Consider the following 24,529-nt stretch of genomic DNA (forward strand, 5'->3'; position numbering starts at 1 on the left):
CGACCAGGAACAGCGCGGCCCGCCTGCTGTCCCCTCTAGCCGCAGTACTTGTCCCGGCTCGGCCGCTCCCCCGTCGCCAGGAAGTGGGAGACCGTCCGGTCGCCGCACTCATTGCCGTTGTCGAGGTAGGCGTCGTGTCCCGTCGAGTTCACCGTCACCATCGTGGCTCGCTCGCCCAGGGACGTGCGGAGCTTGAGGGCGCCGCTGAGCGGGGTCGCCGGGTCGCGTTCGTTCTGGACGAGGAGGATGTTGGACGGGCCGCTGTCGGTGATCCGCACCGGGGCCTCCTTCGGCCGGAACGGCCAGGCCGCGCAGGGCATCGCGTTCCTCGGCATCCCCGCGGTCAGGGGGTACTTGGACCGGCTCTCGGCGACCTCCTTCGCGTACGCGTCCGGCGACCCGGGCCACTCGATGTCATTGCAGAGGACGGCGGAGCCCACCGCGACGGCGTTCTGCAGCACCGCCTCCGGGGGAGCCTGCGGCGCGGGCGGGACCGTGCCCTTCCGGGCGGCCAGGATCAGCTCGGCCAGGCCGGGGAAGTCGTCGGGGTCATAGAGGGTGGTCAGCAGGGCCTGGCGCAGGACGTTGCCGTCGAGCTCCGCGGGGTTGGCGCCCGGCCAGGGGATCGGGTCGCGGTCCAGCTCGGCGGCCAGGCGCAGGAAGAGCGGGCGCACCTCGGCCGCCGTCCGGGCCAGCCGGTCCGGATTACCGGGTGCCGAGGCCCACTTGGCGAACTCGGGGAAGGTGTCCTCGACTCCCTGCTCATGCCCGGCGAGCCAGCCGCGGGAGACCCGCGTGGGGTCGGGGTCGTCGTTGCTGTCGAGGACGACGCGGTCGGTGCGGTGCGGGAAGAGCTGGCTGTAGACCGCGCCGACGTAGGTTCCGTACGAGACGCCCCACGCGGAGACCTTCCGCTCGCCGAGCGCCGCGCGGACGCGGTCGAGGTCGCGCGCCTCGTTGGCGGTGCTGATGTGGCGGATGAGGTCGCCGCCGTTGCGTGCGCAGGCGTCCGACACCCGCCGGGCCGCGGTCATGTTGCCGGTGACGGAACCGTCGGGAGCGGGCCAGGGGCGCAGTCTCGACGGGGCGAGGTCGGCTTGGCCGAGGCCGCAGCTGACCGGGGTGGAGCGGCCCATGCCCCGGGGGTCGAAGCCGATCAGGTCGTAGGCGTCCCGGACCGCCTGCGGCAGCTTCTGGCCCTTGCCCGAAGGGTTGTTGATGCCGGAGCCGCCGGGCCCGCCGGGGATCAGGAGCAGTGCGCCGCGGCGCGCATCGGGGTTCTCGCCGGGGATGCGCGAGACGGCGATGCCGATCTGCTTGCCCTTGGGGTGGGCGTAGTCCATCGGGACTTCGACGGTGGCGCACTCCTGGCGGGGGTCGACGCCGCTGCCCTTGCACGGCTGCCAGTCGAGCGACTTGGCCGTGGCGGGAGCGGTGGGGGCGGCGGGCGTCGAGGCCGTCGCGGCCAGCGGTGCGGTCAGGCTGAGGACGGCCGCGGAGGCGGCGAGCAGGGCTGCGTTTCGCTTGATCTTCGTCATGGGGACGAGCCTCGCCGATCCGTTCCGGCCGCCGCATCCTCCCAACTGCCCTATATGGCTGAGGGTTTGCCCTCGTCTTGCCCCTAGGGGTCGTAGGGTCGGATGTGGCGGGCGCCACACGATTCAAGGCGTGTGACTTAGGTTAGGCTAAGCTAAGTTATCGAGTGCTCGCCTCTTCCGGAGGCGCCTCTGTCAAGGAGATCGACGCAGCATGACCTCACTCACCTGCCGCATCCGCCGTACCGCCGCAGTCGCCGTGGCCCTCGCCGCGGGCAGCGCGCTGGCCCTGACCGGCACCGCGTCCGCGCAGCCGGGCCAGACCACCGGCAAAGCGTCCGGCTCGACCGTCGAGTCCGCGCCGCTCGTGAAGGGGCTCTACCAGTCCGCGTACTCCGAGCGGAACAACGTGCTGTGGGCCACCTCCGCGGTGGGCCGGCCGCCCGTCACCAACTCCAGCCTCCTGAAGGTCGACCCGCGCACGCTGAAGGTGAAGGCCACCTACACGCCTCCCGTCACCAACGCCGAGACCGGCGCCGTCGAGGCCGTCTACGGAGTCGCCGTCGACGACGAGCACAACACCGTCTGGACGACGAACACGCGCGACAACTCAGTCGCCGTCTACGACCAGCGCACCGGCAAGCACCTCGCCTCGCTGCCCGGCGTGAACCACGCCCGTGAGGTCGTCGTGGACGCCAAGCACAACACGGCGTGGGCGAGCAGCTTCGGCGACGCCACCGTCGTCGCCTTCGACACCCGCACCTTCAAGGAGAAGAAGCGCGTCACGGCCGAGGGATCGAGCCCGACCGGCCTCGCGGTGAACGCACGGACCGGCACCGCCTACGCCGCCGACCTGGGCGGCGACCGCATCATCGAGATCACCCGGAAAAGCGAGAGCCCCCGCCTCATCCCCACCGGTGACGGCCCGATCTCCATCGCGCTCTCCCAGGACGGCCGCACCGCCTACACCGCCGACCAGGCCGCCGGGGGCCTCTCGGTCGTCGACCTCAAGAAGGGCACCGTCACGAAGTCCGTGCCGACCGGCGCGGGCGCCCTGTCCGTCGCCACCGACCGGCGTTCGGGCAGCGTCCTGGTCGCCAACCGGACCCCCGGCACCGTCACGGTCGTCGACCCCGCCAAGGGCGCCGTCGTGGAGACCCTGACCACCGGCGCCAACCCCAACCACGTCCAGGTGACACACGGTACGGCGTTCGTGCTCGACAAGTCCGGCACCGGCCCCGAGGGCCAGGACCAGGCGCACCGCATCCGCGTCGGCCGCTGAGGCTCAAGCACTGCGCACCTCCCCAAGTCCGGCCCGCCACGCACCCGTGGCGGGCCGGACGCCGTCACGGGTCGGTCTCCGATGACGGGCTACGACCCGAGCCGCTGGCCCCGTTCGCGCAGCGCGCCCCGCGCCTCAGCGGGGCCGCCCGGCCTGCGCAGCCTCGTACGTACGAGATGGCTCTGTGCCGCGACGGTCGCGATCACGCCCGCGCCGAGCAGCGGCCAGGCGAGGGGACCCGCGGCGATCACGGCGGTGACCAGGAGCGGTCCCCCGCTGCGCTGGGCGGACGAGGAAAGACCGTGCACCCCGAGGTAGGCGCCCTGGGCGTCGTCGGGGGCGAGCGCGATGGAGAGCTCCCAGGACGCGATGGCGTGCAGGATCTCCGCGAAGGTGAAGGCGACCGCCGCGACCACCAGAGCCGTGACGGTCGGCCAGATGCCACCGACCACCGAGGCGGCCATGGCGGCGCAGCCGACGACGAAGCAGGCGGCGAGGGGCACGAGGAGCCCGCGGGCCTTGTCCGGCGTGCTCCCGAAGCGGGACAGGGGGACCTGGCAGCAGACCACGAGCACGCAGTTGAGGACCATGAGCAGCGGCGCGAGACCGTGCGGGGCGTCGGTGGCGTGGACGATCCACAGGGGCATGCCGACCTGGAGCACCGCGTCGTCGAGGAAGAGTGCCGCCTCGGTGGCGGTGAACAGCAGGTAGGGGCGGTCGCGCCAGGGGCTGGACGGCCTGGCCTGCGGGGCCGGGGCCGTGGAGTCGGTGACCAACCGGGAGGGGGAGGGCGGTTCGGCACAGCGCAGGGTGAGGGCCGCGGCGGCGAGGAAGCTGAGCACGTTGCCGATGAGCAGGGCCTGGTAGGCATGGGTGGTGCCGACGGCGAGGGCGAGCGCACCGGCAAGGCCGCCGATGGCCCAGCCCGCGTTGGAGACGGAGCGCTGCACGGCTTGGTACTTGGTGCGGTCCGGGCCCGCGATGCGGGCGGCGTACAGCTTGGTGAGGACGTTGGCTCCGCGGTCGGCGAGGCTGCTGACGGCCGAGTAGACAAGGAGCAGGGAGAAGTTGTCCGTGGTCAGCAGCGCCAACAGGGCGATGGCCTGCTGGACTTGGGCACCGATGATGACGCGGGTGACGGGGAAGCGGTCGGCGAGGTGGCCCGCGAGCGGTGCGCCCGCGATACCAACGGCCCCCGAGACGCCCATGAGCACGCCGACCTCGGTGACGGAGAGCCCGGTGACCAGAGTGAAGTAGAGGGCCGCCGCCCCCATCCAGAGTCCGGTGCCCGCCTTGTTGATCAGTGCGATCCAGAGCATGCGGCGGCCGTCGATGCCCCCTGGTATGCGTGCGTACAGCGCGGCCCGCCTGCGACTGAGGCTCACCACTCCCCCTTGGCTTGCGATGTGACTGACGTGCGAGGTGACTGACGTGCGTTGCGACCGGCCGTGACGTGACGTCGCCACGCCCGGCTTGACTCCTTCTTTTGTACTGATACATACTTACTTACGTGGCAGCACAATATGCGATCAGTGGCGCGACCGCCAAGGGAATCACCTCCTCGGTCGAACAGGCCGTGACCGAGGGCGGTTTGGCGCCTGGCGACGCGCTGCCTCCGGTGCGCAGGCTCGCCGACGACCTCGGGGTCAGCGCGGGGACGGTGGCGACGGCCTACAAGGAGCTCCGGCAGCGCGGGATCGTCGTGACGCGCGGGCGCGGCGGAACGGTGGTGGCACAGGCCCCGGCGGTCGGCACGCGCCGCCCGCCGAAGGTGCCGCAGGGGGTGCGCGATCTGGCGGGCGGACATCCGGATCCGGCGCTGCTTCCGGTGCTCCTTCCGCCCGACCGGGTGGACCCCGTCAGCGGTTCGCACCGCGGTTCGCCGCGCCGTGCGGGGCTTGAGGAGCTGGCCCGCGAGTGGTTCGCGCGGGACGGCGTGCCCGACGACCGGGTCACCTTCGCGCACGGGGCGCTCGACTGCATGGCGCGGCTGCTGTCCGTGGAACTGAAGCCGGGCGACGCGGTGGCCGTGGAGGACCCCGGTTTCCATCATCTCCTCGATCTGGTACCGGCGTTGGGCCTTCGCATGGTGCCGGTGGCGGTGGACGACGAGGGGATCAGGCCCGATGCGTTGCGCGGTGCGCTGCGGGCCGGGGTCAGGGCCCTGGTGTGCAGCCCTCGCGGACAGAACCCGGTGGGCGGCTGCTTCTCGGAGGCGCGGCGGGACGCCCTGCTCGAAGTCCTCGGCGGCTTCCCTGACGTCCTGGTCGTCGAGGACGATCACAACGCGGACATCGCGGGGCCGCCCGCGTACTCGCTGGCCGCCGGCGGGCTCGCACGTTGGGCCCAGGTGCGGACCGTGTCCAAGCATCTGAGCGTCGACCTGCGGTGGGCGGCGCTGGCGTGCGACGCCACCACGCTGGCCCGGCACGAGGGACGGATGCTGCTCACGTCGGGGTGGGTCAGTCACGTACTCCAGGAGACGGTCGAGCGCACGATGGCCGATCCTGCCGCGCGAGCGCTGGTGGGGCGGGCCGAGCGCGCCTACACCGAGCGGCGCCTGGCGCTGATCGGGGAGCTCGCGCGGCGCGGGATCCCGGCGCGCGGGGCGAGCGGGATGAACGTGTGGGTGCCGGTGCGGGACGAGTCCGCGGTGGTCAACGGACTGCGCTCGCGGGGGTGGTGGGTGGCCGCGGGGTCGCGCTTCCGCATCGCCACGCCCACCGCCGTACGGATCACCACGGCCATGCTGGAGGTGGCGGACACGGCGCCGCTCGCCTCGGACTTCGCCGCGGTGCTCGGCGAGTCCGAGGCCACGTACGGAGGTTGATACCGCGGTGAGCGGGACAATGGACGCGGCGTCCACCGTCCCGCTCTCCCATGATCCACTCCCCCGAGGTGCCCGATGATCACCTGGCGTCGACTCGACGAACCGGACTTCCCTCTGCTGCGGCGGTGGCTGGAGCAGCCGCACGTCGCGCGCTGGTGGAACCACGAGACGTCACCCGAGGCCTTGGAGCGCGACTTCGGCCCGGCGGCCCGCGGAGAGGAGGCGTCGGAGGACCTGCTCATGCTGCTCGACGGCGAGCCGTTCGGCCTCGTCCAGCGCTACCGCTTCGCCGACTACCCCGAGTACGGCGCCGAGTTGGCCGGCCAGGTGGAACTCCCCCAGGGCGCCATGTCCATCGACTACCTCATCGGGGACCCCCTCCGGGTCGGCCGGGGGCTCGGCACGCGCATGATCCGGGCGATCGTCGAGGCCACCTGGACCGACCACCCCGATGCCACCGCGGTGCTCGTCCCCGTGCACACGGGCAATCACGCGTCCTGGCGCGTACTGGAGAAGGCGGGCCTGCGGCGCGTCGCCGACGTGTCGCTCGAACCGGACAACCCCGTCGACGACCGCGCCCACTACCTCTACCGGATCGACCGTCCTACGGCCTGATGTGACGCTGCCTCAGAAGGGCTTGGTCGGCAGGTACTTGCCGTCCAGGGTGATGACGGCGCGCTCCCCGCCCTCGGGGTCGGCGACCTTCTTCACGTCAAGCCTGAAGTTGATCGCGCTGATGATGCCGTCGCCGAACTCCTCGTGGACCAGGGCCTTGAGCGTGGTGCCGTAGACCTGGAGCATTTCGTAGAAGCGGTAGATGGTCGGGTCGGTGGGGATCCCGCCGGGGATGGAACCACGCGTCGGGATGGTCTGGAGCAGCGTCGCCGCGTCGGCGTCCAGGCCGAGGAGCTCGGCGACGGCCCGCGCGGCCGGCTCCGGCAGGGCGTGCTGGCCGAGCACGGCGGCGGTGACGAAGGCGACCGAGTAGCCGGTGACGTCGGCTATCTGCTGCCAGGACAGATCCTTGCGCACCTTGGCCTCGACGGCGGTGACGGCCAGGGCCTGGCGGGCGGTGGGGTCGAACTGGGCTTGCGTCATGGGAAGACTTCCTTGCTTGGTTGGCGTGATGCGTGTGATGCGTGTGATGCGCGTAACGGGCTTGGTCGTCAGGCGCGGACGGCGGCGGCGTCGAGTTCCTCGACCGTGCCGGTGGGGATGTCGTAGACCCAGCCGTGCAGCGCGAGCGTGCCCCGGAGCAGGGCGCGGGCCACCGAGGGGTGGGTGGCGAGGTTCGCCAGCTGGGCCCGCACGTTCTCCCGTACGAGGTCGGCCAGCTGTTCCGTACCCGGCTCGGCACAGGCCTCGGCACCGGCCCTGGCCCGGGAGGCGTCCGCGTGGCGCAGCCAGTCGGCGACGGCAGGCAGGCCGCCCAGGTCGTGCTGTTCGGCGAGGGCGGTCATCGCTCCGCAGGCGGAGTGCCCGCAGACGACGACGTCCGACACACCCAGGACGGCGACGGCGTACTCGATCCCGGCTGCCACCCCGTCCGAGCCAGGTGCGTAGGCGGGCACGAGGTTGCCCGCGGTCCGGATGACGAACAGCTCACCCGGCTCGCTCTGGGTGATCAGCTCCGGCACCACCCGGGCGTCGGAGCAGCTGATGAAGAGCGTCGTCGGCGCGTGGCTGTCCGCGAGGTGGGTGAAGAGGTCGGCCTTCGCCGGGAAGACATCGCGCCGGAAACGCGCGACACCCTCGGTGAGGTCCTGCATGGTCACTCCCTTCGGTGGCATCGGCCCTGGTGGGGCTGACGAGATCCACCATGCATGACCTGGGTCTATAGCGTCCAAGATGTAATAGCCATGCCTGCCATCGATGCCATCTATAGTTGTGGTCATGGCCTTGGAACTGCGCCACCTGCGCTATCTGCTCGCCGTCTCCGAGCACGGCAACTTCACCCGCGCCGCCGAAGACCTGCGCATCTCCCAGCCGACCCTCTCCCAGCAGATCAAGCAGCTGGAGAAGTCACTGGGCGTCCAGCTCCTGGACCGCACCGGCCGCAGTGTCCGCCTGACCGATGCCGGGGAGGCCTACGTCCCCTACGCGCGCCGTGCCCTGCGCGACCTCGCCGCGGCCGAACGCGCCGTCCTCGACGTACAGGACCTGACCCGCGGCCATCTGCGCCTAGCGATGACCCCGACGTTCACGGCCTACCTCATCGGCCCGCTCGTCGCCCGGTTCCACGCCCGCCATCCGGCGATCAGCCTCGACGTGCGCGAGATGAACCAGGACGGCATCGAGGCCGCGCTGCTCGCCGACGAACTCGACCTGGGGATCGCCTTCAGCGCGGACCACCTTCCCGGCATCACCGGAACGGCGCTGTTCACCGAGACCCTCGGCCTCGTCGTGGGGCCCCGCCACCCGCACACGGGACGCGACGAGCCGCTGCCCGTGCGGGAGATGACCGAAGGTCTCGAACTGGCCCTGCTCAGCGGCGACTTCGCCACACGCGGCCACATCGACGCCTATCTCGCCGCACACCACGTGCGGCCGCGCATCACCGTGGAAGCCAACTCGATCAACGCTCTGACGGAGATCGTCCACCGCACCGGCCTGGCCACGGTCCTGCCCGACGCGCTCACCCGCGACCACCCCCACCTGCACCCCGTCACGCTCGCCCCCGCACTGCCCGCCCGCACGGTGGTACTCCTGCGCCGCGACAGCGCCTACACCAGTGCCGCGGCGCAGGCGCTGACCGGGCTCATCCGGCAGTGGGAAGCGTGATCCCGTCGAGGCGCCGGCGCTGCTCGTCGCTCAGCCGCAGGTCCCCCGCGGCGACGTTCTCCGCCAGGTGGTCGAGCGACGCGGTGCCCGGAATCGGCAGCACGACGGGTGAACGGTCGAGCAGCCACGCCAGCGCGACCTGCGCCGCGGTGGCGTCGAGTTCGGCCGCCACGGCCGCGATCTCGGCCGTCGCCGTCGAGGCCGCCGGGTGGACGGGCCGCCAGGGCAGGAAGGCGATCCCGGCCGCGTCACAGGCGTCGAGCACGGCCTCGTGCTCGCGATCGAGCAGGCTGTAGCGGTTCTGCACGCTCGCCACGTCGACGATGCCCCGCGCCTCGTCGAGTTCGTCGACGGTGACCTCGGACAGGCCGATATGGCCGATCCTGCCGTCGAGTTGGAACTCCCGCAGCGTGCCGAGCTGATCGGCGAGCGGGACCTTCGGATCGAGGCGGTGCATCTGGAGCAGCCCGATCCGCTCCACGCGAAGCCTGCGCAGGGCCTGCTCGACCTGCTCACGCAGGAACTCCGGCCGTCCGTTGATCGAGGCCTCTTCCCCCGGCTGCGGCTTCTCGATGGCGACCTTGGTCGCGATGAGCAGGTCGTCCGGATAGGGATGCAGGGCCTCGACCAGGAGTTCCTCGTTGGCGCCCCAGCCGTACATGAACGCCGTGTCGATCAGTGTGACGCCCAGTTCGACGGCCCGCCGGGCCACCGCGATGGAGGCCTCCCTGGCCGCCCCGGCCTCGGTCGCGAGGCGCATCGCCCCGAACCCGATCCGGCGCACGCCGATCTCACCGCCGATGCGGAAGGTGCTCGATGTCATGTGTCGCGTCCACCCCTCAGTCGACGCGCCACGTTACCGGCGAACATCACCGCATCGCCCCCGAATAACTCCGCGCGGCCTGACCCGAATTGCGCATCCCCGTGCATTGACGGCTCACCTCGCCCGGTTCAGGGTGTTGCCTCCGGCAAGCGTCCGACAAGACCTCAAGACATGACCTCAAGAAGGGCTCCCTTCATGCGAAGACGCGTCTTTGTCCGTGGACTGGCCATCACCGGCGCTGGGTTGGCCCTGCCCGTGCCCTTAGCCAGAGCCGCCCCCGCGCGGCCCGAAACCGACACAGACACCGGCACCGGCACCGCCGCGGCCTGGCAGCAGGTCACCGCCCCGGCCGGGCAGGAGGCCGCCCACCTGCTCGCGGTCGCCGCCGCGAGTCCCGAACGCGCCTGGGCGGTGGGCGAACAGGGGCGCAACGGAAGCACCCTCGGCACTCCGCTCGCCCTCAGCTGGAACGGCTCCGCCTGGTCACTGAGCGACCTCTCCCACCTGACGTACCGCGGTGGCCTGCGTGCGGTCGCCGCCGGTCCGGACGGCACGGCGTGGGCCATCGGCACGAACACCGCGGGCCACGACCAGCTCCTGGCGTGGGACGGCACGACCTGGCGCGAGGCGGACTTCCCCGGCCGGGGCGAGCCGGGCACGCGGCTGACCGGTGTCGCGTCCGCGCCCGGCGGCCGGTTCTGGGTGTCGGGGCGGCACGGCGACCGCGCCGGGCTGATGCGCGGCGACGGCACGACATGGCGCTGGTGCAGGCCGCTGCCGGACGAGGCCGCGCCCACGCCGTCCGGCGTCCACGTGACACCCGGCGGTGAGGTGTGGGTCCACGGCGACATCATCGCCCGCTGGGACGGTGCCTGGACGGTGGTGCCCCGCACGCTCGGTATCCGCGCCTCGGTGACCGGGCTGCTCCCGGTCGCGCACGACGACATCTGGCTCACCGGCTTCGCGTACGGCGTGGGCGGGCCGCCCGGCAAACCGCCCGGCGTCACGCTGGAACACTGGGACGGCACCCGGTGGACCAGCGTCAAGTCGCCTTTCACCGTGGGCCTGTTGAGCGGCATCACGGCGGACGCCAAGGGACGGCCCGACCGGATATCCGGCTGGGACTTCTGGGACCAGAAGCGCGCCCACTACCTGCGCTGGGACGGCACGGCCTGGATCAGTGAACGCGGACCGGAGACGCCATCCACCTATCTGCCCCAGGGCATCGCCCCGATCCCCGGCACCGACGGCGGCTACTGGTCGGTGGGCACGACGTCCTTCTCGCCGTTCCCACCCGCCCAGCTCCGCGTGGAACGCTTCGGCTGACCCGACCAGTTCTCTCCGCCCGGTCCGCTAGGCGCGCGGCGCGATGCTGAAGTCGAACGCGGAGGTTCCGGGGTCCACCGCCGTCACCCCGCCGTCGACGGTCAGCGTCGCGCCGTTGACGAAGGACGCGGCGGGCGAGAGCAGCCAGGTGATCGCCTCGGCGACCTCCTCCGGCTCACCCGGCCGGCCCGCGGGGACGAGCCGCGTCGCCTCCTCGTACGCGGCGTCGGCGCCGCCGTCCCCCAGTCCGGCCTCCTCGGCGAAGCGCGTCATCCGCCGGTCGGCCATCTCGGTCCGCACCCAGCTGGGGCACACGGTGTTGGCGCGCAGCCCTGCCTTGCCGTAGTCGACGGCGAGGGAGCGGCACAGCTGGAGGAGCGCCGCCTTGGACGTCGCGTACGCCGCGTTGGCCACGCCGTTGCGCAGGGCGGCGACCGAGGCGACGGCGACCACCGAGCCGCGCGCCTCAAGGAGGTGGGGAAGCGCGGCCCGCAGGAGCAGGAAGGGCCCGGTGAGGTTGGTGCGCAGCACGGCCTCCCAGTCCTCGTCGGAGAGGTCGCCGACCGCTCCGCTGCGCCCGACCCCGGCGTTGAGCACGAGCCCGTCGATGCGGCCGTAGGCTTCCATGGCCGCATCGACGAGGCCCGCGACCTCCGCGGGATCACCCGCGTCGGCGGGGTGGGCCAGCGCCCCGGTCTCCTCGGCCACGCGGTGCAGCGGCTCGGGACGCCGCCCGGAGACGACCACGCGGTGCCCGGCCGCACGCAGCTGCCGGGCCGTGGCGGCGCCGATGCCCGTTCCGCCGCCCGTGACGACGACAACTCGGCTCTCTGTCATGCCTGTTCAGCCTCCGAACGCAGTCGTGAGCACATGACCGCGATCATACGTAGGCCGCTCACGACCACGTTCGGATGGCCTGCTGCAAGGCCCGCCATGGGCCCCTCGGCCCCTACTCGTCGATCGCCGCGCCGAACGCCGCGGCCGTGCCCGGCGCACCGAGCGACTCGGCCCCGTACGTCCAGGAGCCCGACGCGGTGACGCCGCCCGTCCCGGCGGACAGGACCCACACCACTCCGTCTCCGGCGTTCTCACCGGGCGCGGCGGCAAGGAGGCCGAAGCGGCCGTCGCGGTTCGGGTCCGTCAGGCGCACCTGGGCGCCCCACTTGTCGCCCTTCTCGGCCACTCCGGGGATGTCAGCGGAGTTCTGGTCCCAGGACTTGGCGCCGATCCCCGTCATGCCCTCGTGCGAACCACGCAGCACCCATGCCGCTCCGGCGTCCGCGACCGTGCCGATGTCCTCGCCCGGTGCGCCGATCGCGACGTCCGCGTAGCCGTCGCCGTTCGTGTCCGCCACGGACAGATCGGCGCCCCAGCCGTCACCGCGCTCGGCGGTGCCGGGCACGTCGGAGCTGTCCTGCGTCCACCACTTGGCCTCGTCCTTGAGGCCGTCCGCGTCGCCGTAGCGGACGCCCACCAGACCGCCGGTCATCGTTTCGCCCCCGTCGTCGGGGGAGTTGGGCTCGCCGGTCACCAGGTCGTCGTAGCCGTCGTTGTTGATGTCGCCGGACGCGGCCACGGGACCGCCGCGCAGATCCTGCTCGTACGCGAGGCCGTCGGCGTTCCCCGAGAAGTGCGCGGACCAGCCGTGCCCCGGCTCGTCGCCCACGGAGACGCCGGACACGACGAGATCCGCGTAGCCGTTGTCGTCGTAGTCGCCGGTGGTCAGCGACTTCGGCAGGATGTCGCGTCCGTCGGCCGCAGCGGACAGCCGCTCGGTCGCCTGCCGCTTCAGCGGGGCCTGCCCATCGGCCTGCGGCGCGGCGTCGTACGCGAAGAGCTCCAGGTCGTCACGGTCCAGCACGGCGAGCACGTCGCCCGGCGTCTCGCCGGTGAAGTGCGCCGCGGCCAGGCCGAGGCCGAACTGCTCGCCCTTGGTGGGCTCCTGGGTCTCCAGCCAGTCGCTCGCCTCCCCGTTGAGGCCCTGCTTCGAGCCCCACAGGATCGCGACACCACCGGCGTCCGCCGTGTCGCCGATGTCCTCGCCGGGGATGCCGACGATCGCGTCGTCGAAGCCGTCCGCGTCCAGGTCGCCGGTGGCGACGGCCTTCCCGAAGCCGTCACCCGCCTCAGCGGCGCCCGCGACGCCGGCCGTCGACTGGCTGAACCGGGCGACGGAGGTGGTGCCTATGCCTCTGGAGGAGCCGTACTGGGCGGTGACGAGACCGGCTCCCTTCTGGCCGCTGACCGTCGCCCCTGGGGCTCCGACCAGCACGTCCTCATATCCGTCGCCGTTGAAGTCACTGTTGCGGTCGTTGGCGTGCGTACCCCCGGGGGTGCCTGCCACAGCGGAGGGGGCGGCAGCGATGCACGCCCCGGTGAGAAGGAGGAACGAGGCCGCGGCGAGGGCGGCCGAACGGTTCTTGCGCACGAGCGGCTCCTGTGAAGGAAAGTGGCCGGGCAGGCGCGAGGGTGTCCGGAAAGGGCCCGTTCCTTGTCCGGCGCCCTGTTCGACACCGCATGGGGCACAAGGGTTGTACGCGGCCTTCGATTCCAGGGGCCGGCCCCGGCTCAGCCGCTCTTCTTGGTGACCACGAACCGGTCGATGACCAGGCAGTCGATCTCGGTGGCGAGGAAGCACTCCAGCGCGTCTCGCGGTGAGCAGACGATGGGCTCACCGGCCACGTTGAAGGAGGTGTTGAGGAGGCAGGGCACAGCTGTCCGCGCCGTGAAGGCGCGCAGCAGCTCCGCGAGGGCGGGGTTCTGCCGCTCGTCGACGGTCTGGACCCGCGCCGTGCCGTCCACGTGACAGGCGCCGGGGATCCGCTCCTGGAACTCCTTGCGCACCGGGAAGACGAACGTCATGTACGGGGACGAGGTCTTCTTGCCCATCTCGAAGACGCGGGGAGCCTCGGATTCGAGGACGACGGGCGCGAACGGGCGGAAGGGTTCCCGGTGTTTCACCCGGAGATTGATGATGTCCTTGATGTCGGGGTGGGCCGGGTTGGCGAGGATGCTGCGGTTGCCCAGGGCGCGCGGTCCGAACTCGGCGCGGCCCTGGAACCACCCGACGACGGTCTTCCCCGCGAGCAGCTGCGCCGTCCTCTCGGCGACCACGGAGGTGTCGGGCTCCTCCTGCCACTCGACGCGGTCCGCGTACTGTGCCAGTGCGTCGAGGATCTGCCGCTCATCGTACGAGGGGCCCAGGTACGGCGTGGTGACCGCGTCCGCGGGCAGGTTCCTGAGGCCGGCGGTGTACACGGCCGCGCCGATGGCGACACCCGGGTCGCTGGCCCCGAAGCTGACCTCCATGCCGGTGAACGATGACCGCTCCAGCATCTTCGTGTTGGCCACGCAGTTGAGCGCGAGACCGCCCTCGAAGAGCAGGGTGTCCAGGCTGGATGCGGCGGTCAGCGCCCGCAGTTGATGAGCGGTGACGGCCTCGACCATGTGCTGGGCCAGACCGGCCACCTTGACCCGGAAGTCGAACTCCTCGCGCTTCTCGCTGTCGCCGCCGAACAGGTCGTCGAACAGCGCGTAGTAGGCGCCGATGTCACTGGGGATGGACAGGGTGTACGAGCCGTTCTCGTGCAACCGCACGACGTGCTCCAGCAGCGGGTTGTGCTGCGGCGGCGGGCCGTAGGCGGCCAGGCCCATCACCTTGTACTCGTCGTTGTTGGGGACGAACCCCAGGTAGCGGGTGATCCTTCCGTAGGCCACGCCGAGCGAACTGGCCATGTCGACGGTGCCCTCGTCGAAGAGACGGACCACCCCGTCGCGCAGCTCACCCATGACAGAGGAGAGGGTCTCGGCCCGGCCGTCGCTCACCAGGAAGGCCGCGTCGTCGCCGCCCGCCAGATAGGCGCCGCACATGAGGTGGGCCAGGTGATGGGGCACCAGGGCAAGCTTGTTGGGGTCAAGGGCGTGGCCGGTGCGCCGGACGAAGTCGCCGTACACCGCCTCGCGGCTGAGCATGTCGGTGTAGAGCTCGCCCGTGCGCCGCAGGGCGTCGAACTTGGCCGCGACCGGCATGTCGGCGGCGGTTATCCGCGCGATCATCTCCTCGGCCACGGTCGGCGAGAAGCGCCAGGGGAAAGCGACGACGTCCACCTGGCCGAGTTCGACACCGGCGGATTCCAGGCACCAACTGATCGCGTTCGCCGGGAAATCCGAGGTCTTCTTGACCCGGCTCAGCTGTTCCTCCTCGACGGCGGCGACCACCTCGCCGTCGATGGCAAGAGCCGCCGCGGCGTCGTGACCCACCAGCAGATTGCGGCCGACTCCGGTCGCTCCGTAGAGACGTCCGAAAAGCTCCGCGCCCCTCGTGAATCCGTTGTAACCGAGCACGATCACAGGCGTTCAGCCTCCTCATGGGGTCAATTGCATGACAGGAACAGCTACTTGGCTCGCGCATATGTCAGTTAGGGTGCCATCGACGCACACCAAGGACCGAAAGGAACCGCTTCGTGGGCAGCAATTCATCCGCCGATCTTCCGCTGACCAGCACGGTCGTCGCCGAAGGGTTCGACCGCTGGAGCCCTCCACTGCACAAGGAATTCGAGAACAACACCCATAACGGATGCATCGGCCAGGCGCTGGTGAAAGAGACCGAATCGGTGCGTGTCTGGGAGACCCATCTCCAGCCGGGAGAGCGTATTCCCGTTCACCGGCACGTACTTGATTACTCGTGGACCGCCCTCACCCATGGCAAGGCCCGCCAGCACGCGAGTGACGGCAGCAGCCGCGAAATAGCGTACGTGCGCGGGCAGACCCGGTATTTCAGTTTCTCCAGTGGGCAATACCACCTCCATGACCTGAAGAACATCGGCGACGAAGTCCTGTCGTTCGTGGTCGTCGAGATCAAGGACGGGGCGAACGAACCCCTTCCGTCGGATGACACCGTCGGCTCCTGATCCGGCTCACACGGCGGCGGAGAACGCCGCGAGCAGCGCGTCGTTCGCGCGCCGGTTGCCGATGGAGACACGGCAGGTGCCGGGGATGAGGAACCCGACGTCGGCGACCACGATCCCCGCGTCGTGCAGCTGCTCCATGACGCGCTCGTGCTTGTGGAGCCGCAGCAGCAGGAAGTTGGCCTCCGAGGGGAACACCCGCTCCACAGCGGGGTGTTCGGCCAGTATCCGGGCCATGCGGTCGCGCTCGGCCCGGATGTGCCGGATGCTGGCCAGCACCCGCCGCGCGTCGGTCAGCCGATCCCGTACGGCGCTCTGCGACGCGTCGGTGAACCCGAAGGGCACCTGCACCCGCCGCAGGGCGTCGATGATGCCGGGCTGCGCCAGGGCGATCCCACAGCGGGCACCGGCAAGACCCCATGCCTTCGAGAGGGTTCTGAGCACGATGAGGTTGTCGTGCTCGGCGACGAGACCGGCGTACGAGGGCTTCTCGCTGAACTCGACATAGGCCTCGTCGATCACGACAAGGCCGCGTGTGCCGGTGACAAGGGGCCGCACCCGCGCCGGATCGAGCCTGGTCCCGACCGGGTTGTTCGGATCGCACAGGATGGTCACCCGCGGATCGGCAGCCAGGATCCGCTCGGTGTCGAGCTCGGACAGGTCGTCGCCGCGCAGGGGCACCTCGACCAGAGGCAGGCGCAGCAGCCGGGCGAAGTGGGCGTAGAGCGGGAAGGTGGGTGGCGTGACGCACACGCTCTCACCGGGCGAGGCAAGGGCCGCAAGGAGCAGCATGACGCCGTCGACCGATCCGCTGGAGAACAGCAGATGGTCCGCGGTCAGCGCTCCGGTGCCCTCGTGGCCGGGCAGCCCGGAGATCGTGGACAAGTACGTCTCGGCGAGCTCCGCCGTGTCGAGGTGGGGGTATTGGCCCGCGGCGCCCAGGAACGGATTGGTGTTGCTCGACAGGTCGATGGTGTCGAACCTCGGCAGGCGGCGGGCGCGCGCCGGCCCCGGGACCGGCACGGTGGTGACGGGAGGCGCGGCGAAACGCGACAGCGCCGACTCCCCCGGCGCTTCCTCCCGGGCCGTCAGGCCTTCGGCGCGCAGCCAGTGGTCGAGGGGGACGAACAGGTCGGCTCCGTGGCAGCGCGTGTCGTGGCTCTCCCCCGGGCCGAGATGGACCCAGTGCAGGCCTGAGCGCCGGGCATCGAGGTAGAGCCCGTACAAGGCCGTCACGTGGAGGTCGCTGTCCGCGGCGGGATCGTCGGGGTCGGCGGCCTGTGTCAGGTGGTAGAGCCCCCGGCCGTTGTGGGACCTGGCCGTGAGCGCCACGTGGACCACGCTGTCCCCCCGGCGGCGCACGAGCATCTCCGTGCGCTCCGCGAGGACACCGTCCGCGAGCGCGTCGAGGGCATCGGCGCCGTACGGATTGTGGCCGCCGCCGTGCCGCTCCGCGCGGCGGCGGTGGAGTTCCACGAAGGCGTCGCGCGCCCAGGGCGCGCCGCCGAGCTCGCTCAGGCGGATCCGCTCCCAGGTGAGGTCATGGGAGAGCGCCTCGTGGCAGCGCCGGAGGGCCCGTTGCCTGCGGCCGCCGACGCGGGCACGCAGGAGCTCGTCCACGTCCCCGGTCAGGCGGACGACGCACTCGGCCCCGGCGGCGACGGGGACGAATCCTGCCGCCCGCAGCGCGCCCGGGTCGTCGGTGCGGCGGACGTGGGGCACCAGGATCTGGGGGACGTCCAGTGCCTCCGCGCGGCGCACGAGTTCATCGACCGTGTGGGCAGTGGGAGCGGGGCCGGTCGGGTTGTACAGGGCCGCGCCGCCGACCAAGGTGGGGCGTTCGAGGACGCCGGCGTCCAAGGCGCTCAACGCACCGTCGGCCACGTCCAGTTGGGCCAGCGAGCCCACCGGTTCGCGGGAACCGAGGGCGGCGCTCAGCACCCGCTGGAGCGCCTCTGCATCTGTGGGTCCGCGCATGCTAGTGCTCCGCTCCTTGCTCCGCCGCCTGCTCGTCGGCGTACGCGTCGATGACATGCGCATCGATGACATGCGCGTCGATACGGTCGCGGTACTCCTCGAACACCTCGGCCAAGGTGCGGGCGATGCCGCTCTTCCAGCCGATGGAACAGTCGCCGATCAGCCCCCGGCGGACCTCGTGGTCGAAGATCGCCGTCTCCCGGCTGTAGTCACTGCGGTCCAACTGGATTGGCACACCGGTGAGTTCGGACATGTACTCCAGCAGGTCGGTCATGCCGACCTCCTCGTCCCCGCCCCAGTTCACCACCCGCGCGGGCGTCCCCGCCGCGCCCCACAACAGCGGCACCTGCCGGACAAGGTCATCGGTGTGCAGCAGGTTGCAGTAGTTCTGCCCTTGGCGGGGCACCGCGCACGGCTGCCCTTTCCGCATCTGCTTGAACAAGATCATGGGTACGCCGCCGTGGCCGTACGGGCCGTAGGCGATGTTGAGCCGGGCTATCACCGTCGGCAGTCCGAGCGCTTCGGCAAGGCCCCGCGCCACCCCTTCGGCGGCGAGCTTGCCGACGGGGTAGGTCGGCAGCCACGGCACCGCTCCGCCCACGGCGTCGCCCTCGCGGTACCGGTGGGTGCTGTCGGCCCGGTTGTAGACCACCCCGGACGAGACGTACAAGAACGCCTCGGCGCCGGAGCAGTGGGTCATCAGCCGTGCGGTGCCCGCCGCGTTGATCCGCGCGGTCTCCGCGAAGTCCTTGCCGTCTCCGCGGTGCACCGCGGAGTGCAGGACGTGGGTGAAGTCGCCCGGCAGCTCCGCCAGTTCGTCGGTGGACATGTCCCAGGTGAAGGTGCGGGCGCCCATCTCCTCCAGGGCCTTGCGTGCGGCCGGGTCGCCGAACCGGCCCAGGCACCACACCTCGTTGTCCGGGGCGAGCGCCTCTGCGACGGGCATCGCGACCTGCCCGGTCCCACCCGTGACGAGAATCTTCTTGCCTTGCATTCCTGTGTCCGTCCTTAACCGAGCGCGCGGGTCAGTTCGTGCCGCAGCGTTGCCTGGAAGGTCTGCACGTGCTGCGGGCTCATCAGGGTGTAGTGCTCGCCGTCGACCTCGACGTACCGGTTGGTGTTGCGGGTGAAGTCGTCCCAGTGGCGCAGCTGGTCGTCCAGCCACTCCTGTGTGGTGCCCTTGAGCGGCGTGCAGTAGAAGACGCGTACGTCGTCGACCGACCCGGAGGGTTCGTAGGTGCGGCCCAGGTGCACCATGTTCTGCGCCAGGTGCACCCAGGTGGTGAACCGCTCGACGGTGAGGTCCAGTTCGATCAGGCGCCGCTTGGGCGCGTGGTCGACCAGGTAGGCCAGCTGGTCGGCTTCGGGCAGGGGGCGCAGGGTGGCGGTGAGGCCTTCGATGTCGGCGGCGGCGATCAGCTCCAGGAACAGCGCGAGGTTGATCGCGCCGTCGGTGAAGGTGATCTCGTTCATGCGCCCGGAGATGCTCGGCGGCAGGTTGAAGACGCCCACGAACTTGACCTCGTCGCCGTCGGCCTCAAGGCGTTTGGCGATCTCGAAGGCGACCGCTCCGCCGTAGGAGTAGCCCGCCACGGCGTACGGGCCGCTCGGCTGGGCCCGCCGGATCGCCTCCACATAGGTGGTGACCATGTCGTCGAACGACGCGAAGTGGCTCTCGCCCTGCCCGAACCCACGGGCCCGCAACGCGTAGAACGGCCGCTCACCGGTGAAGTACTTGGCGAGATTGACGAACACGAGCACCTCCCCGAGGCCGGGGTGGACGCAGAACAACGGCGTTCCGTCGCCGGTGACCTGGAGGGGCACCAGCGGGTCGTAGGCAGAGTCTCCGTCGGCGCTCCGTGCGGCGGTCAGGCGCCGGGCCAGGGCCCGCACGCTGGGGGCCTGAAGGAGCGTGGACATCGGCACGTCGTCGATGCCGAACTCGGTCTGTATCTCCAGTTTGAGCCGCAGCACGTCCAGCGAGGTGCCGCCCAGGTCGAAGAAGCTGGCGGTCGTCGGGACCTTCCCGGTGTTCAGGACGCGTGCGTAGACATCGGCCAGGGCGATCTCGACCTCGCCCTCCGGCGCCACGTAACCGCCGAGGAAGCGGGAGGTCACCGCGTCCGACCTGCGGACGGCCGCGTCCAGGGCGCCGGCCTCGACGGCCCCGCGCAGCCGTGACCGCTGGATCTTGCCGAGGTTGCCGCGGGGGATCTCCGCCTCGTCGACGGGCAGGATCAGTTGCGGCCTGAAGCCCCAGTGCATCACCGTGGAGCTGCGGATCGCCACGAGGGCGCGGTACACGGCCGAGTCGTCGGCGGGATCGCCCGCGGGGACGAACGCGACGGCGAGCTGTTCGGAGTCGGCGCCGTCCGGCCGGATCGGGAAGGCCGCGACCTGCCCGCGCCGCACCCCGTCCAGTTCGTCGAGGACCGCTTCCAGGTCGTGGCTGTAGTAGTTGACGCCGTTGACGATGACGGAGTCCTTGGTCCGGCCGACGAGCGTCAACCGGCCCTCGGCGTCGAGGCATCCCAGGTCGCCGGTGCGGAACCAGCCGTCGGGGGTGAACGCCTCGGCGGTGGCCCGGTCGTTGCCGAAATAGCCGTCGGTGACCATCGTGCCACGCAGTTGCACCTCCCCCGATGCGCCCGTCGTGGGCCGGCCGGCGGCGGTGGAGGCCAGCACCGTGCCGTTGCCGTCGACGATGCGGATGTGCAGCCCTCGTACGGCACGGCCCAGCGGAGGGAACTCCGTCTCCAGGTCACGGGTGGCGAATTCACGGTTGAACACGCTGCCCGCGCACGTCTCGGTCATCCCGAACGCGGGCACGATCACGTCGTGGCGCAGTCCGTACGGGGAGAGCGCGTCCAGGAAGGCCCGGACGGTGCCGGTCACGGTGGCCTCGCCGCCGGAAATGATGTGCCGCACCTGCGAGAGGTCCAACTCCTGCGGCGGTACCGGGCGTTGGGCGAGCGCCTGGTTGATCTGCCCGAACAGGAAGTTGGGCGTGAACGTCACGCGCACCCGGTGGGCAGCGAGCAGCCGGAGAAACTCCACGGGGTCCGCGAGGACCGTGGCCGGAGTCGCCATGACCTGATCGGCGCCGTTGAACATCGGCAGCAGGTTCGCCTCGATCGCCGCTATGTGGTCGGCCGATATCCAGTTCAGCGACGTGTCGTCGGGCCCCAGATCCAGCGCCCCGGCCTTCCCCGCCTGCGCCGCGAGGAGGTTGGCGTGGGTGAGCCTGACGGCCTTGCTCGATCCGGTGGACCCGGAGGTGAGCATCAGTACGGCGAGATCGTCCGGGGCGGGCGCGGGGAGCTGGTCCTGCCCGGCGGAGCCATGGCTCAACTCCTCGACCGTCACGGCCCGCAGGCCGGTGTCGGGCAGGTCGCCGAGGGTCTCCTTGGACGCGATCACCAAGGGGTCGCCCAGGAGCGTGCGCAGGTGTTCCAGCTGCGTACGCCATCGGGACGGGTCGGCCGGCGGCGCGACCGGGCAGGGCACGACACCGGCCAGGACGCACCCCCAGAAGGCGCGGAAGAAGGTCTCCGGATCATGGGCGCACACCAGCACCCGTTCACCCGGGGACGTGCCGTGGTCGCGCAGCCCTCGGGCAATGCGGCAGGCGCACTCGCGCAAGTCGGCGTACGAGAGGAACGAGCCGCCGATGAAAGTGATGCCTCGGGATGCGTCCCGGGCCGCGCGCTCGAGCAGTTGGGGGAGCGTCGAAGCATGAGGTTGGTCCGGCATGGGGGTGACGACCTCCGATCAGAGAAAAGCACCATGGCTGAGAATCGGCTCAGGCCGGACGCGAGTTGGCGCCCCGAGATGTGTGCCGAGCTCGGAATTTCTCGCAGATCCAGAATTTCTCGCGGAATCCGGCCGCAGGGTGCGCGGCTTCCGTCAGCCGCCGACCTCGTTGAAGCGCACGATTTCGTCGATGGTCTTCTGCAGCTTCAGTTCGTCCGGGTCGGACACGATCGCCTGCCCGAAGCGGCCGTAAGGACCGATCGGCGCATCAGGCGACGAAGGATATGAGATCTCGTCGAAGGAGAAGTTGCGCTCGAAGTCCTGCTGGGTGAGTGTTCCGTCGTTCGAGCGCCGCAGGAGCAGGTATCCGTAGAAGCGATCGGGCGTGCCGTTGTCCGGAGTCCCGGCAGGCTCTTCCCCCAGCGCCAGGCTGATTTCCACGTCGAAGAGGTCGACACCGAACGTCAATTTGTTGACCTGCGGAGACAGCGCCCCGGGGAGGCGTATGGCGCACTCGCCGAAAGTCAGTCCGGCTTCCTGCGCGAACGCTTCCATGTGGAATACGCAGTCAGGTGCCTCAAGGCTCTCAAGCACCTGCCCGGCGAGCTCTTCGGCCTGCCGGAACAGCTCCTGATGCAGCCTCCTGTCGAGGATGTGCGCGGACAGGATGCCGCCCTGCACGGCGCTGAGCGGCGAGATGTGGTTGCTGCTCATGGACGACCACTGCAGACGGCCGCCCCTCCAGATGCCGTCCATGTAGACCTCGGGGGCGTCGACGAAGGACTCGGCGACGATCGCGACGTCCGACTCGCCCGGGAACAGCTCCAAGGCCCGCGCGTACTCGTGCGCAGTGCGGACGATGTTCGTGCGCAGCGAGCCGGCTCCGGTCGCCGGCTTGACGACGAAGACGTCCCCGAGATCCTTGGAAAGCTCAAGGAACGAGGTGTCCTTCGACGCGTACCGACAGCGCGCCCGCCTGATGTGCGGCGGCAGCTTTCCCTTCTGGAGGTACTTGTCCCGGAAATAGAGCGCGGCCTTTGAATCGGCATTGCCGGGGAGGCTGAGCTGCTGCCGCAAATAGGCGGCAGCAAAGACGCCCATTTCGTGGACGGTGAGCACTCCTGCCACATCATCAACACGGGCGGCGAGCACTGCTCGCAATACTTCCTGAACGTTCTCCATGTCGGCGACCCGCTTGAAGCGCCGCCCATTGGGCACACTCGCGGGCGCCTGCACGATATAGCAGGGATCCAATCCTCGGCGCTTGAGCGCCTGGTCGAGGTCATCCCTGTATCCGATAACAATCATCGTCGGCATGCTTGTCTCCCCGTATTAAAGCTAGCCAACCAACACGTTGCATCGTGTCACACGGGTCACAGGAATGTGGATATGCGCAATCATGATCATTTGCTCGCCGAGATGTGATTTAACTCACAAGTAAAGCTTTAGTCGAATGAGCATGGAATGGCTCGCGCGAATAGCAGCGCCTCGCACACAGGCGATTAATTCAGCCGGTACAGGAAAACAGGGCTCATATGGCACCGCATATACAAGAAGAGACAAGAAGGGCGACGCGGTACGTGTCTTGGAGCGGGCGGCGGTCGCCGCCCGCTCCAAGGGGCCGTCAGCCCAGCAAGTGGCCGTCAGCTCAGCGCAAGGGGCCCGGGGCCGGGAGCGAGGACGACGCCCGCCGCTCGCCGGGGGTCGCCTCACACGTCACGTCGGCTGCCGGGAGTCTGCCGGTGGCCAGGTAGGAGTCGACCGCGGAGTCGGCGCACGGGTTCGTGCTGTAGACACCGTGCCCCTCGCCCTCGTCGACCGTCACCATGCGCGATCCCTTCAGCTGACGGTGCATGACCTGGGCGGCGACCAGGGGGGTCTGCGAGTCCCACTCGTTCTGCACGATCAGCGCGGGGACCTTGTTGTTCACCTCGGTGACAGGCTCAACGGGCCTGTCCCAGAAGGCACAGGGCACGACACCGGATGCGAAGTCCCCGTACAAGGGGTAGCGGTCCGCGTCACGGACCGAGTCCCTGCGGTACGTCTCGGGGTCGCGCGGCCAGGAGGAGTCACCGCACAGCACGGCCACGGCGGCGGAGATGTCGAACTCCGACGGGGGCTCCTCGGCAGGAGCAGGCCCCTTCGTCCGCTCCTCGGCAGCCTCCTTCAGCTTCACGACCCGCTCGGCGGCGGCGCGGACGGTGTAGAACTCCGGTCGGACCAGCTCGCGCACCCCGGCTCCGTCGAGCGGTACCCCGTCGACGACGATCGGGTCGCGGTCGGCCTTGGCGATCACATCCCAGAAGCTCTTGCTCACCGCGGCCGGCGTGTCACCCAGTCCATACGTCGCGTCGCGCGCGGCGGTCCACTTCGTCCACCGCTGGAACGCCCGCTCGGCCTGCGGCGCCCAGGTCCGGAACATCCCGCGCCACATCTGCTGCGGGTCGACGGCACTGTCGAGGACGAAGCGGTCGGCACGCCGGGGGAACATCTGCGTGTAGACGGCGCCGAGTGCGGTGCCGTACGAGCCTCCGTAGTACGAGATCCTCCGCTCGCCCAGGACCGCCCGCAGGACGTCCATGTCCCGTGCCGTGTTGCGGGTGGTGATGTGCGGAAGGGTGTCTCCCGCCTTCGTACGGCACTTGTCCGCCACCGACTTGGCCCAGGCGACGTTCTTGTCGAACGTCCGCAGCGGGCGCAGCAGCACGTTCTCATCGGCACTGAGGCCGCACCGGACGGGGGTGCTGCGGCCGATGCCGCGCGGGTCGAACCCGATGAGGTCGTACCGGTCCTTCACCTTCTGGGGCAGTTGCTCTTCCAACTGGAGCGGCATGTCGAGGCCGGGGCCACCAGGGCCGCCCGGGTTCGAGAGGAGCACGCCGTGGCGTTTGCCGGGGGCGCTGGTCCTCAGCCGCGATATCGCGATGTCGATCTTCTTGCCGCCGGGGTCGCGATAGTCCAGCGGAACCTTCAGAGTGGCGCACCGCAAGGCGGCGGGGATGTCGGCTCCGCAGCCCTCCCAGACCGGCTTCTGCTGGGTGTACGGACGCAGGGCGTCGGCTGTGGCCACGTCAGGAGCCGTACGGGTCAAGGGGGTTGCCGTGGCCGGGGCGGCTGCGAGGCCCGGGGCCAGAGCCGCCATCACGGTCACCGCGAGCAGCGGGACGAGCGGGCGTCTTTGCATGTGGACGGTCCTTCCGATCGGCATGACTGGACAAGAAAGATCATTTCTGGCTCAGCGGCCGTGCGACTCATCCCGTGAGGCGGATTTTGTCCAACTCACGTGCCATGCCGAAAAGTTGTGTGTACTCCGCT

General features: G+C 70.3%; 19 protein-coding genes. 6 read left to right on the forward strand and 13 right to left on the reverse strand.

From position 1 onward, the window contains the following. Positions 1–35: 35 nt before the first annotated feature. Complete coding sequence (locus M4V62_RS03110) at positions 36–1,538, reverse strand: alpha/beta hydrolase (RefSeq protein WP_249585647.1); 1,503 nt, start codon at positions 1,536–1,538, stop codon at positions 36–38. Positions 1,539–1,749: 211 nt separating this feature from the next. Here M4V62_RS03110 and M4V62_RS03115 point away from each other — a divergent pair, with 211 nt between their 5' ends. Then, entirely contained in the window at positions 1,750–2,817 is a 1,068-nt protein-coding gene (locus M4V62_RS03115; protein ID WP_249585648.1) for a YncE family protein, read from the forward strand. 89 nt (positions 2,818–2,906) lie between these two features. Here the strand turns inward: M4V62_RS03115 and M4V62_RS03120 are convergent, their stop codons facing one another. Continuing rightward, the gene (locus M4V62_RS03120) at positions 2,907–4,202 is read right to left on the reverse strand and encodes an MFS transporter (RefSeq protein ID WP_283779066.1); all 1,296 of its coding nucleotides are present in this window, start codon (positions 4,200–4,202) and stop codon (positions 2,907–2,909) included. Positions 4,203–4,327: 125 nt separating this feature from the next. Here M4V62_RS03120 and M4V62_RS03125 point away from each other — a divergent pair, with 125 nt between their 5' ends. Then, positions 4,328–5,647: an aminotransferase class I/II-fold pyridoxal phosphate-dependent enzyme gene (locus M4V62_RS03125; protein WP_249585649.1), complete on the forward strand. Its 1,320-nt coding sequence runs from the start codon at positions 4,328–4,330 to the stop codon at positions 5,645–5,647. 75 nt (positions 5,648–5,722) lie between these two features. Beyond that, a complete protein-coding gene (locus M4V62_RS03130) occupies positions 5,723–6,262 on the forward strand; it encodes a GNAT family N-acetyltransferase (RefSeq protein WP_249585650.1) in 540 nt (179 codons plus the stop codon). A gap of 12 nt (positions 6,263–6,274) precedes the next feature. Here the strand turns inward: M4V62_RS03130 and cynS are convergent, their stop codons facing one another. Together cynS and M4V62_RS03140 are read right to left on the reverse strand one after the other, a co-directional pair. Beyond that, positions 6,275–6,745, reverse strand: a complete 471-nt coding sequence (cynS, locus tag M4V62_RS03135; protein ID WP_249585651.1) for a cyanase — start codon at positions 6,743–6,745, stop codon at positions 6,275–6,277. Between the two features lie 68 nt (positions 6,746–6,813). Continuing rightward, entirely contained in the window at positions 6,814–7,416 is a 603-nt protein-coding gene (locus tag M4V62_RS03140; RefSeq protein ID WP_249585652.1) for a carbonic anhydrase, read from the reverse strand. Positions 7,417–7,540: 124 nt separating this feature from the next. On the opposite strand from M4V62_RS03140, the gene cynR reads away from it, so the two are divergent. Then, positions 7,541–8,428: a transcriptional regulator CynR gene (gene cynR, locus M4V62_RS03145; RefSeq protein WP_283779067.1), complete on the forward strand. Its 888-nt coding sequence runs from the start codon at positions 7,541–7,543 to the stop codon at positions 8,426–8,428. On the opposite strand, the gene M4V62_RS03150 is transcribed toward cynR, so the two are convergent. Next, the gene (locus tag M4V62_RS03150) at positions 8,406–9,251 is read right to left on the reverse strand and encodes an aldo/keto reductase (RefSeq protein ID WP_249585653.1); all 846 of its coding nucleotides are present in this window, start codon (positions 9,249–9,251) and stop codon (positions 8,406–8,408) included. The two genes, cynR and M4V62_RS03150, sit on opposite strands and share 23 nt — an antisense overlap. A gap of 255 nt (positions 9,252–9,506) precedes the next feature. Between M4V62_RS03150 and M4V62_RS03155 the strand changes: the two genes are divergently transcribed. After that, the gene (locus M4V62_RS03155; RefSeq protein WP_249585654.1) at positions 9,507–10,577 is read left to right on the forward strand and encodes a ligand-binding sensor domain-containing protein; all 1,071 of its coding nucleotides are present in this window, start codon (positions 9,507–9,509) and stop codon (positions 10,575–10,577) included. 27 nt (positions 10,578–10,604) lie between these two features. Here the strand turns inward: M4V62_RS03155 and M4V62_RS03160 are convergent, their stop codons facing one another. The 3 genes from M4V62_RS03160 to M4V62_RS03170 form a co-directional block, all read right to left on the reverse strand. Further along, positions 10,605–11,414 (reverse strand): SDR family NAD(P)-dependent oxidoreductase, encoded by an 810-nt coding sequence (locus M4V62_RS03160; protein ID WP_249585655.1) that lies wholly within the window; start codon positions 11,412–11,414, stop codon positions 10,605–10,607. 112 nt (positions 11,415–11,526) lie between these two features. Continuing rightward, complete coding sequence (locus M4V62_RS03165; RefSeq protein WP_249585656.1) at positions 11,527–13,005, reverse strand: integrin alpha; 1,479 nt, start codon at positions 13,003–13,005, stop codon at positions 11,527–11,529. Positions 13,006–13,145: 140 nt separating this feature from the next. After that, on the reverse strand, positions 13,146–14,927 hold the full coding sequence (locus tag M4V62_RS03170) for a carbamoyltransferase family protein (RefSeq protein WP_249585657.1): 1,782 nt from the start codon (positions 14,925–14,927) through the stop codon (positions 13,146–13,148). Positions 14,928–15,040: 113 nt separating this feature from the next. Between M4V62_RS03170 and M4V62_RS03175 the strand changes: the two genes are divergently transcribed. Beyond that, the gene (locus tag M4V62_RS03175) at positions 15,041–15,487 is read left to right on the forward strand and encodes a cupin domain-containing protein (protein ID WP_249585658.1); all 447 of its coding nucleotides are present in this window, start codon (positions 15,041–15,043) and stop codon (positions 15,485–15,487) included. Positions 15,488–15,493: 6 nt separating this feature from the next. On the opposite strand, the gene M4V62_RS03180 is transcribed toward M4V62_RS03175, so the two are convergent. The 5 genes from M4V62_RS03180 to M4V62_RS03200 all read right to left on the reverse strand — a co-directional run bounded on the left by M4V62_RS03180 (position 15,494) and on the right by M4V62_RS03200 (position 24,398). Beyond that, a complete protein-coding gene (locus M4V62_RS03180) occupies positions 15,494–17,461 on the reverse strand; it encodes an aminotransferase class I/II-fold pyridoxal phosphate-dependent enzyme (protein WP_249585659.1) in 1,968 nt (655 codons plus the stop codon). Between the two features lies 1 nt (position 17,462). Beyond that, entirely contained in the window at positions 17,463–18,455 is a 993-nt protein-coding gene (locus tag M4V62_RS03185; protein WP_249585660.1) for an NAD-dependent epimerase/dehydratase family protein, read from the reverse strand. Positions 18,456–18,469: 14 nt separating this feature from the next. After that, positions 18,470–21,214 carry a non-ribosomal peptide synthetase gene (locus M4V62_RS03190; protein WP_249585661.1) on the reverse strand — a complete coding sequence of 915 codons (2,745 nt, stop codon included), beginning with the start codon at positions 21,212–21,214 and terminating at the stop codon, positions 18,470–18,472. A 153-nt stretch (positions 21,215–21,367) separates the two neighbouring features. Beyond that, positions 21,368–22,531 carry an ATP-grasp domain-containing protein gene (locus M4V62_RS03195; protein ID WP_249585662.1) on the reverse strand — a complete coding sequence of 388 codons (1,164 nt, stop codon included), beginning with the start codon at positions 22,529–22,531 and terminating at the stop codon, positions 21,368–21,370. A gap of 331 nt (positions 22,532–22,862) precedes the next feature. Continuing rightward, positions 22,863–24,398, reverse strand: coding sequence for an alpha/beta hydrolase (locus M4V62_RS03200; RefSeq protein ID WP_249585663.1), 1,536 nt, complete (start codon positions 24,396–24,398; stop codon positions 22,863–22,865). Positions 24,399–24,529 lie beyond the last annotated feature (131 nt).

This window comes from Streptomyces durmitorensis, assembly GCF_023498005.1.
Classification (GTDB): domain Bacteria; phylum Actinomycetota; class Actinomycetes; order Streptomycetales; family Streptomycetaceae; genus Streptomyces; species Streptomyces durmitorensis.

Bases quoted from the DNA above. Each gene is read 5' to 3' on its own strand.
- cynR (WP_283779067.1), top strand. From the start codon at position 7,541: ATGGCCTTGGAACTGCGCCACCTGCGCTATCTGCTCGCCGTCTCCGAG.
- M4V62_RS03190 (WP_249585661.1), bottom strand. From the start codon at position 21,214: ATGCCGGACCAACCTCATGCTTCGACGCTCCCCCAACTGCTCGAGCGC.
- M4V62_RS03110 (WP_249585647.1), bottom strand. From the start codon at position 1,538: ATGACGAAGATCAAGCGAAACGCAGCCCTGCTCGCCGCCTCCGCGGCC.
- M4V62_RS03160 (WP_249585655.1), bottom strand. From the start codon at position 11,414: ATGACAGAGAGCCGAGTTGTCGTCGTCACGGGCGGCGGAACGGGCATC.
- M4V62_RS03185 (WP_249585660.1), bottom strand. From the start codon at position 18,455: ATGCAAGGCAAGAAGATTCTCGTCACGGGTGGGACCGGGCAGGTCGCG.
- M4V62_RS03130 (WP_249585650.1), top strand. From the start codon at position 5,723: ATGATCACCTGGCGTCGACTCGACGAACCGGACTTCCCTCTGCTGCGG.
- M4V62_RS03180 (WP_249585659.1), bottom strand. From the start codon at position 17,461: ATGCGCGGACCCACAGATGCAGAGGCGCTCCAGCGGGTGCTGAGCGCC.
- M4V62_RS03115 (WP_249585648.1), top strand. From the start codon at position 1,750: ATGACCTCACTCACCTGCCGCATCCGCCGTACCGCCGCAGTCGCCGTG.
- M4V62_RS03150 (WP_249585653.1), bottom strand. From the start codon at position 9,251: ATGACATCGAGCACCTTCCGCATCGGCGGTGAGATCGGCGTGCGCCGG.
- M4V62_RS03195 (WP_249585662.1), bottom strand. From the start codon at position 22,531: ATGCCGACGATGATTGTTATCGGATACAGGGATGACCTCGACCAGGCG.
- cynS (WP_249585651.1), bottom strand. From the start codon at position 6,745: ATGACGCAAGCCCAGTTCGACCCCACCGCCCGCCAGGCCCTGGCCGTC.
- M4V62_RS03140 (WP_249585652.1), bottom strand. From the start codon at position 7,416: ATGCAGGACCTCACCGAGGGTGTCGCGCGTTTCCGGCGCGATGTCTTC.
- M4V62_RS03200 (WP_249585663.1), bottom strand. From the start codon at position 24,398: ATGCAAAGACGCCCGCTCGTCCCGCTGCTCGCGGTGACCGTGATGGCG.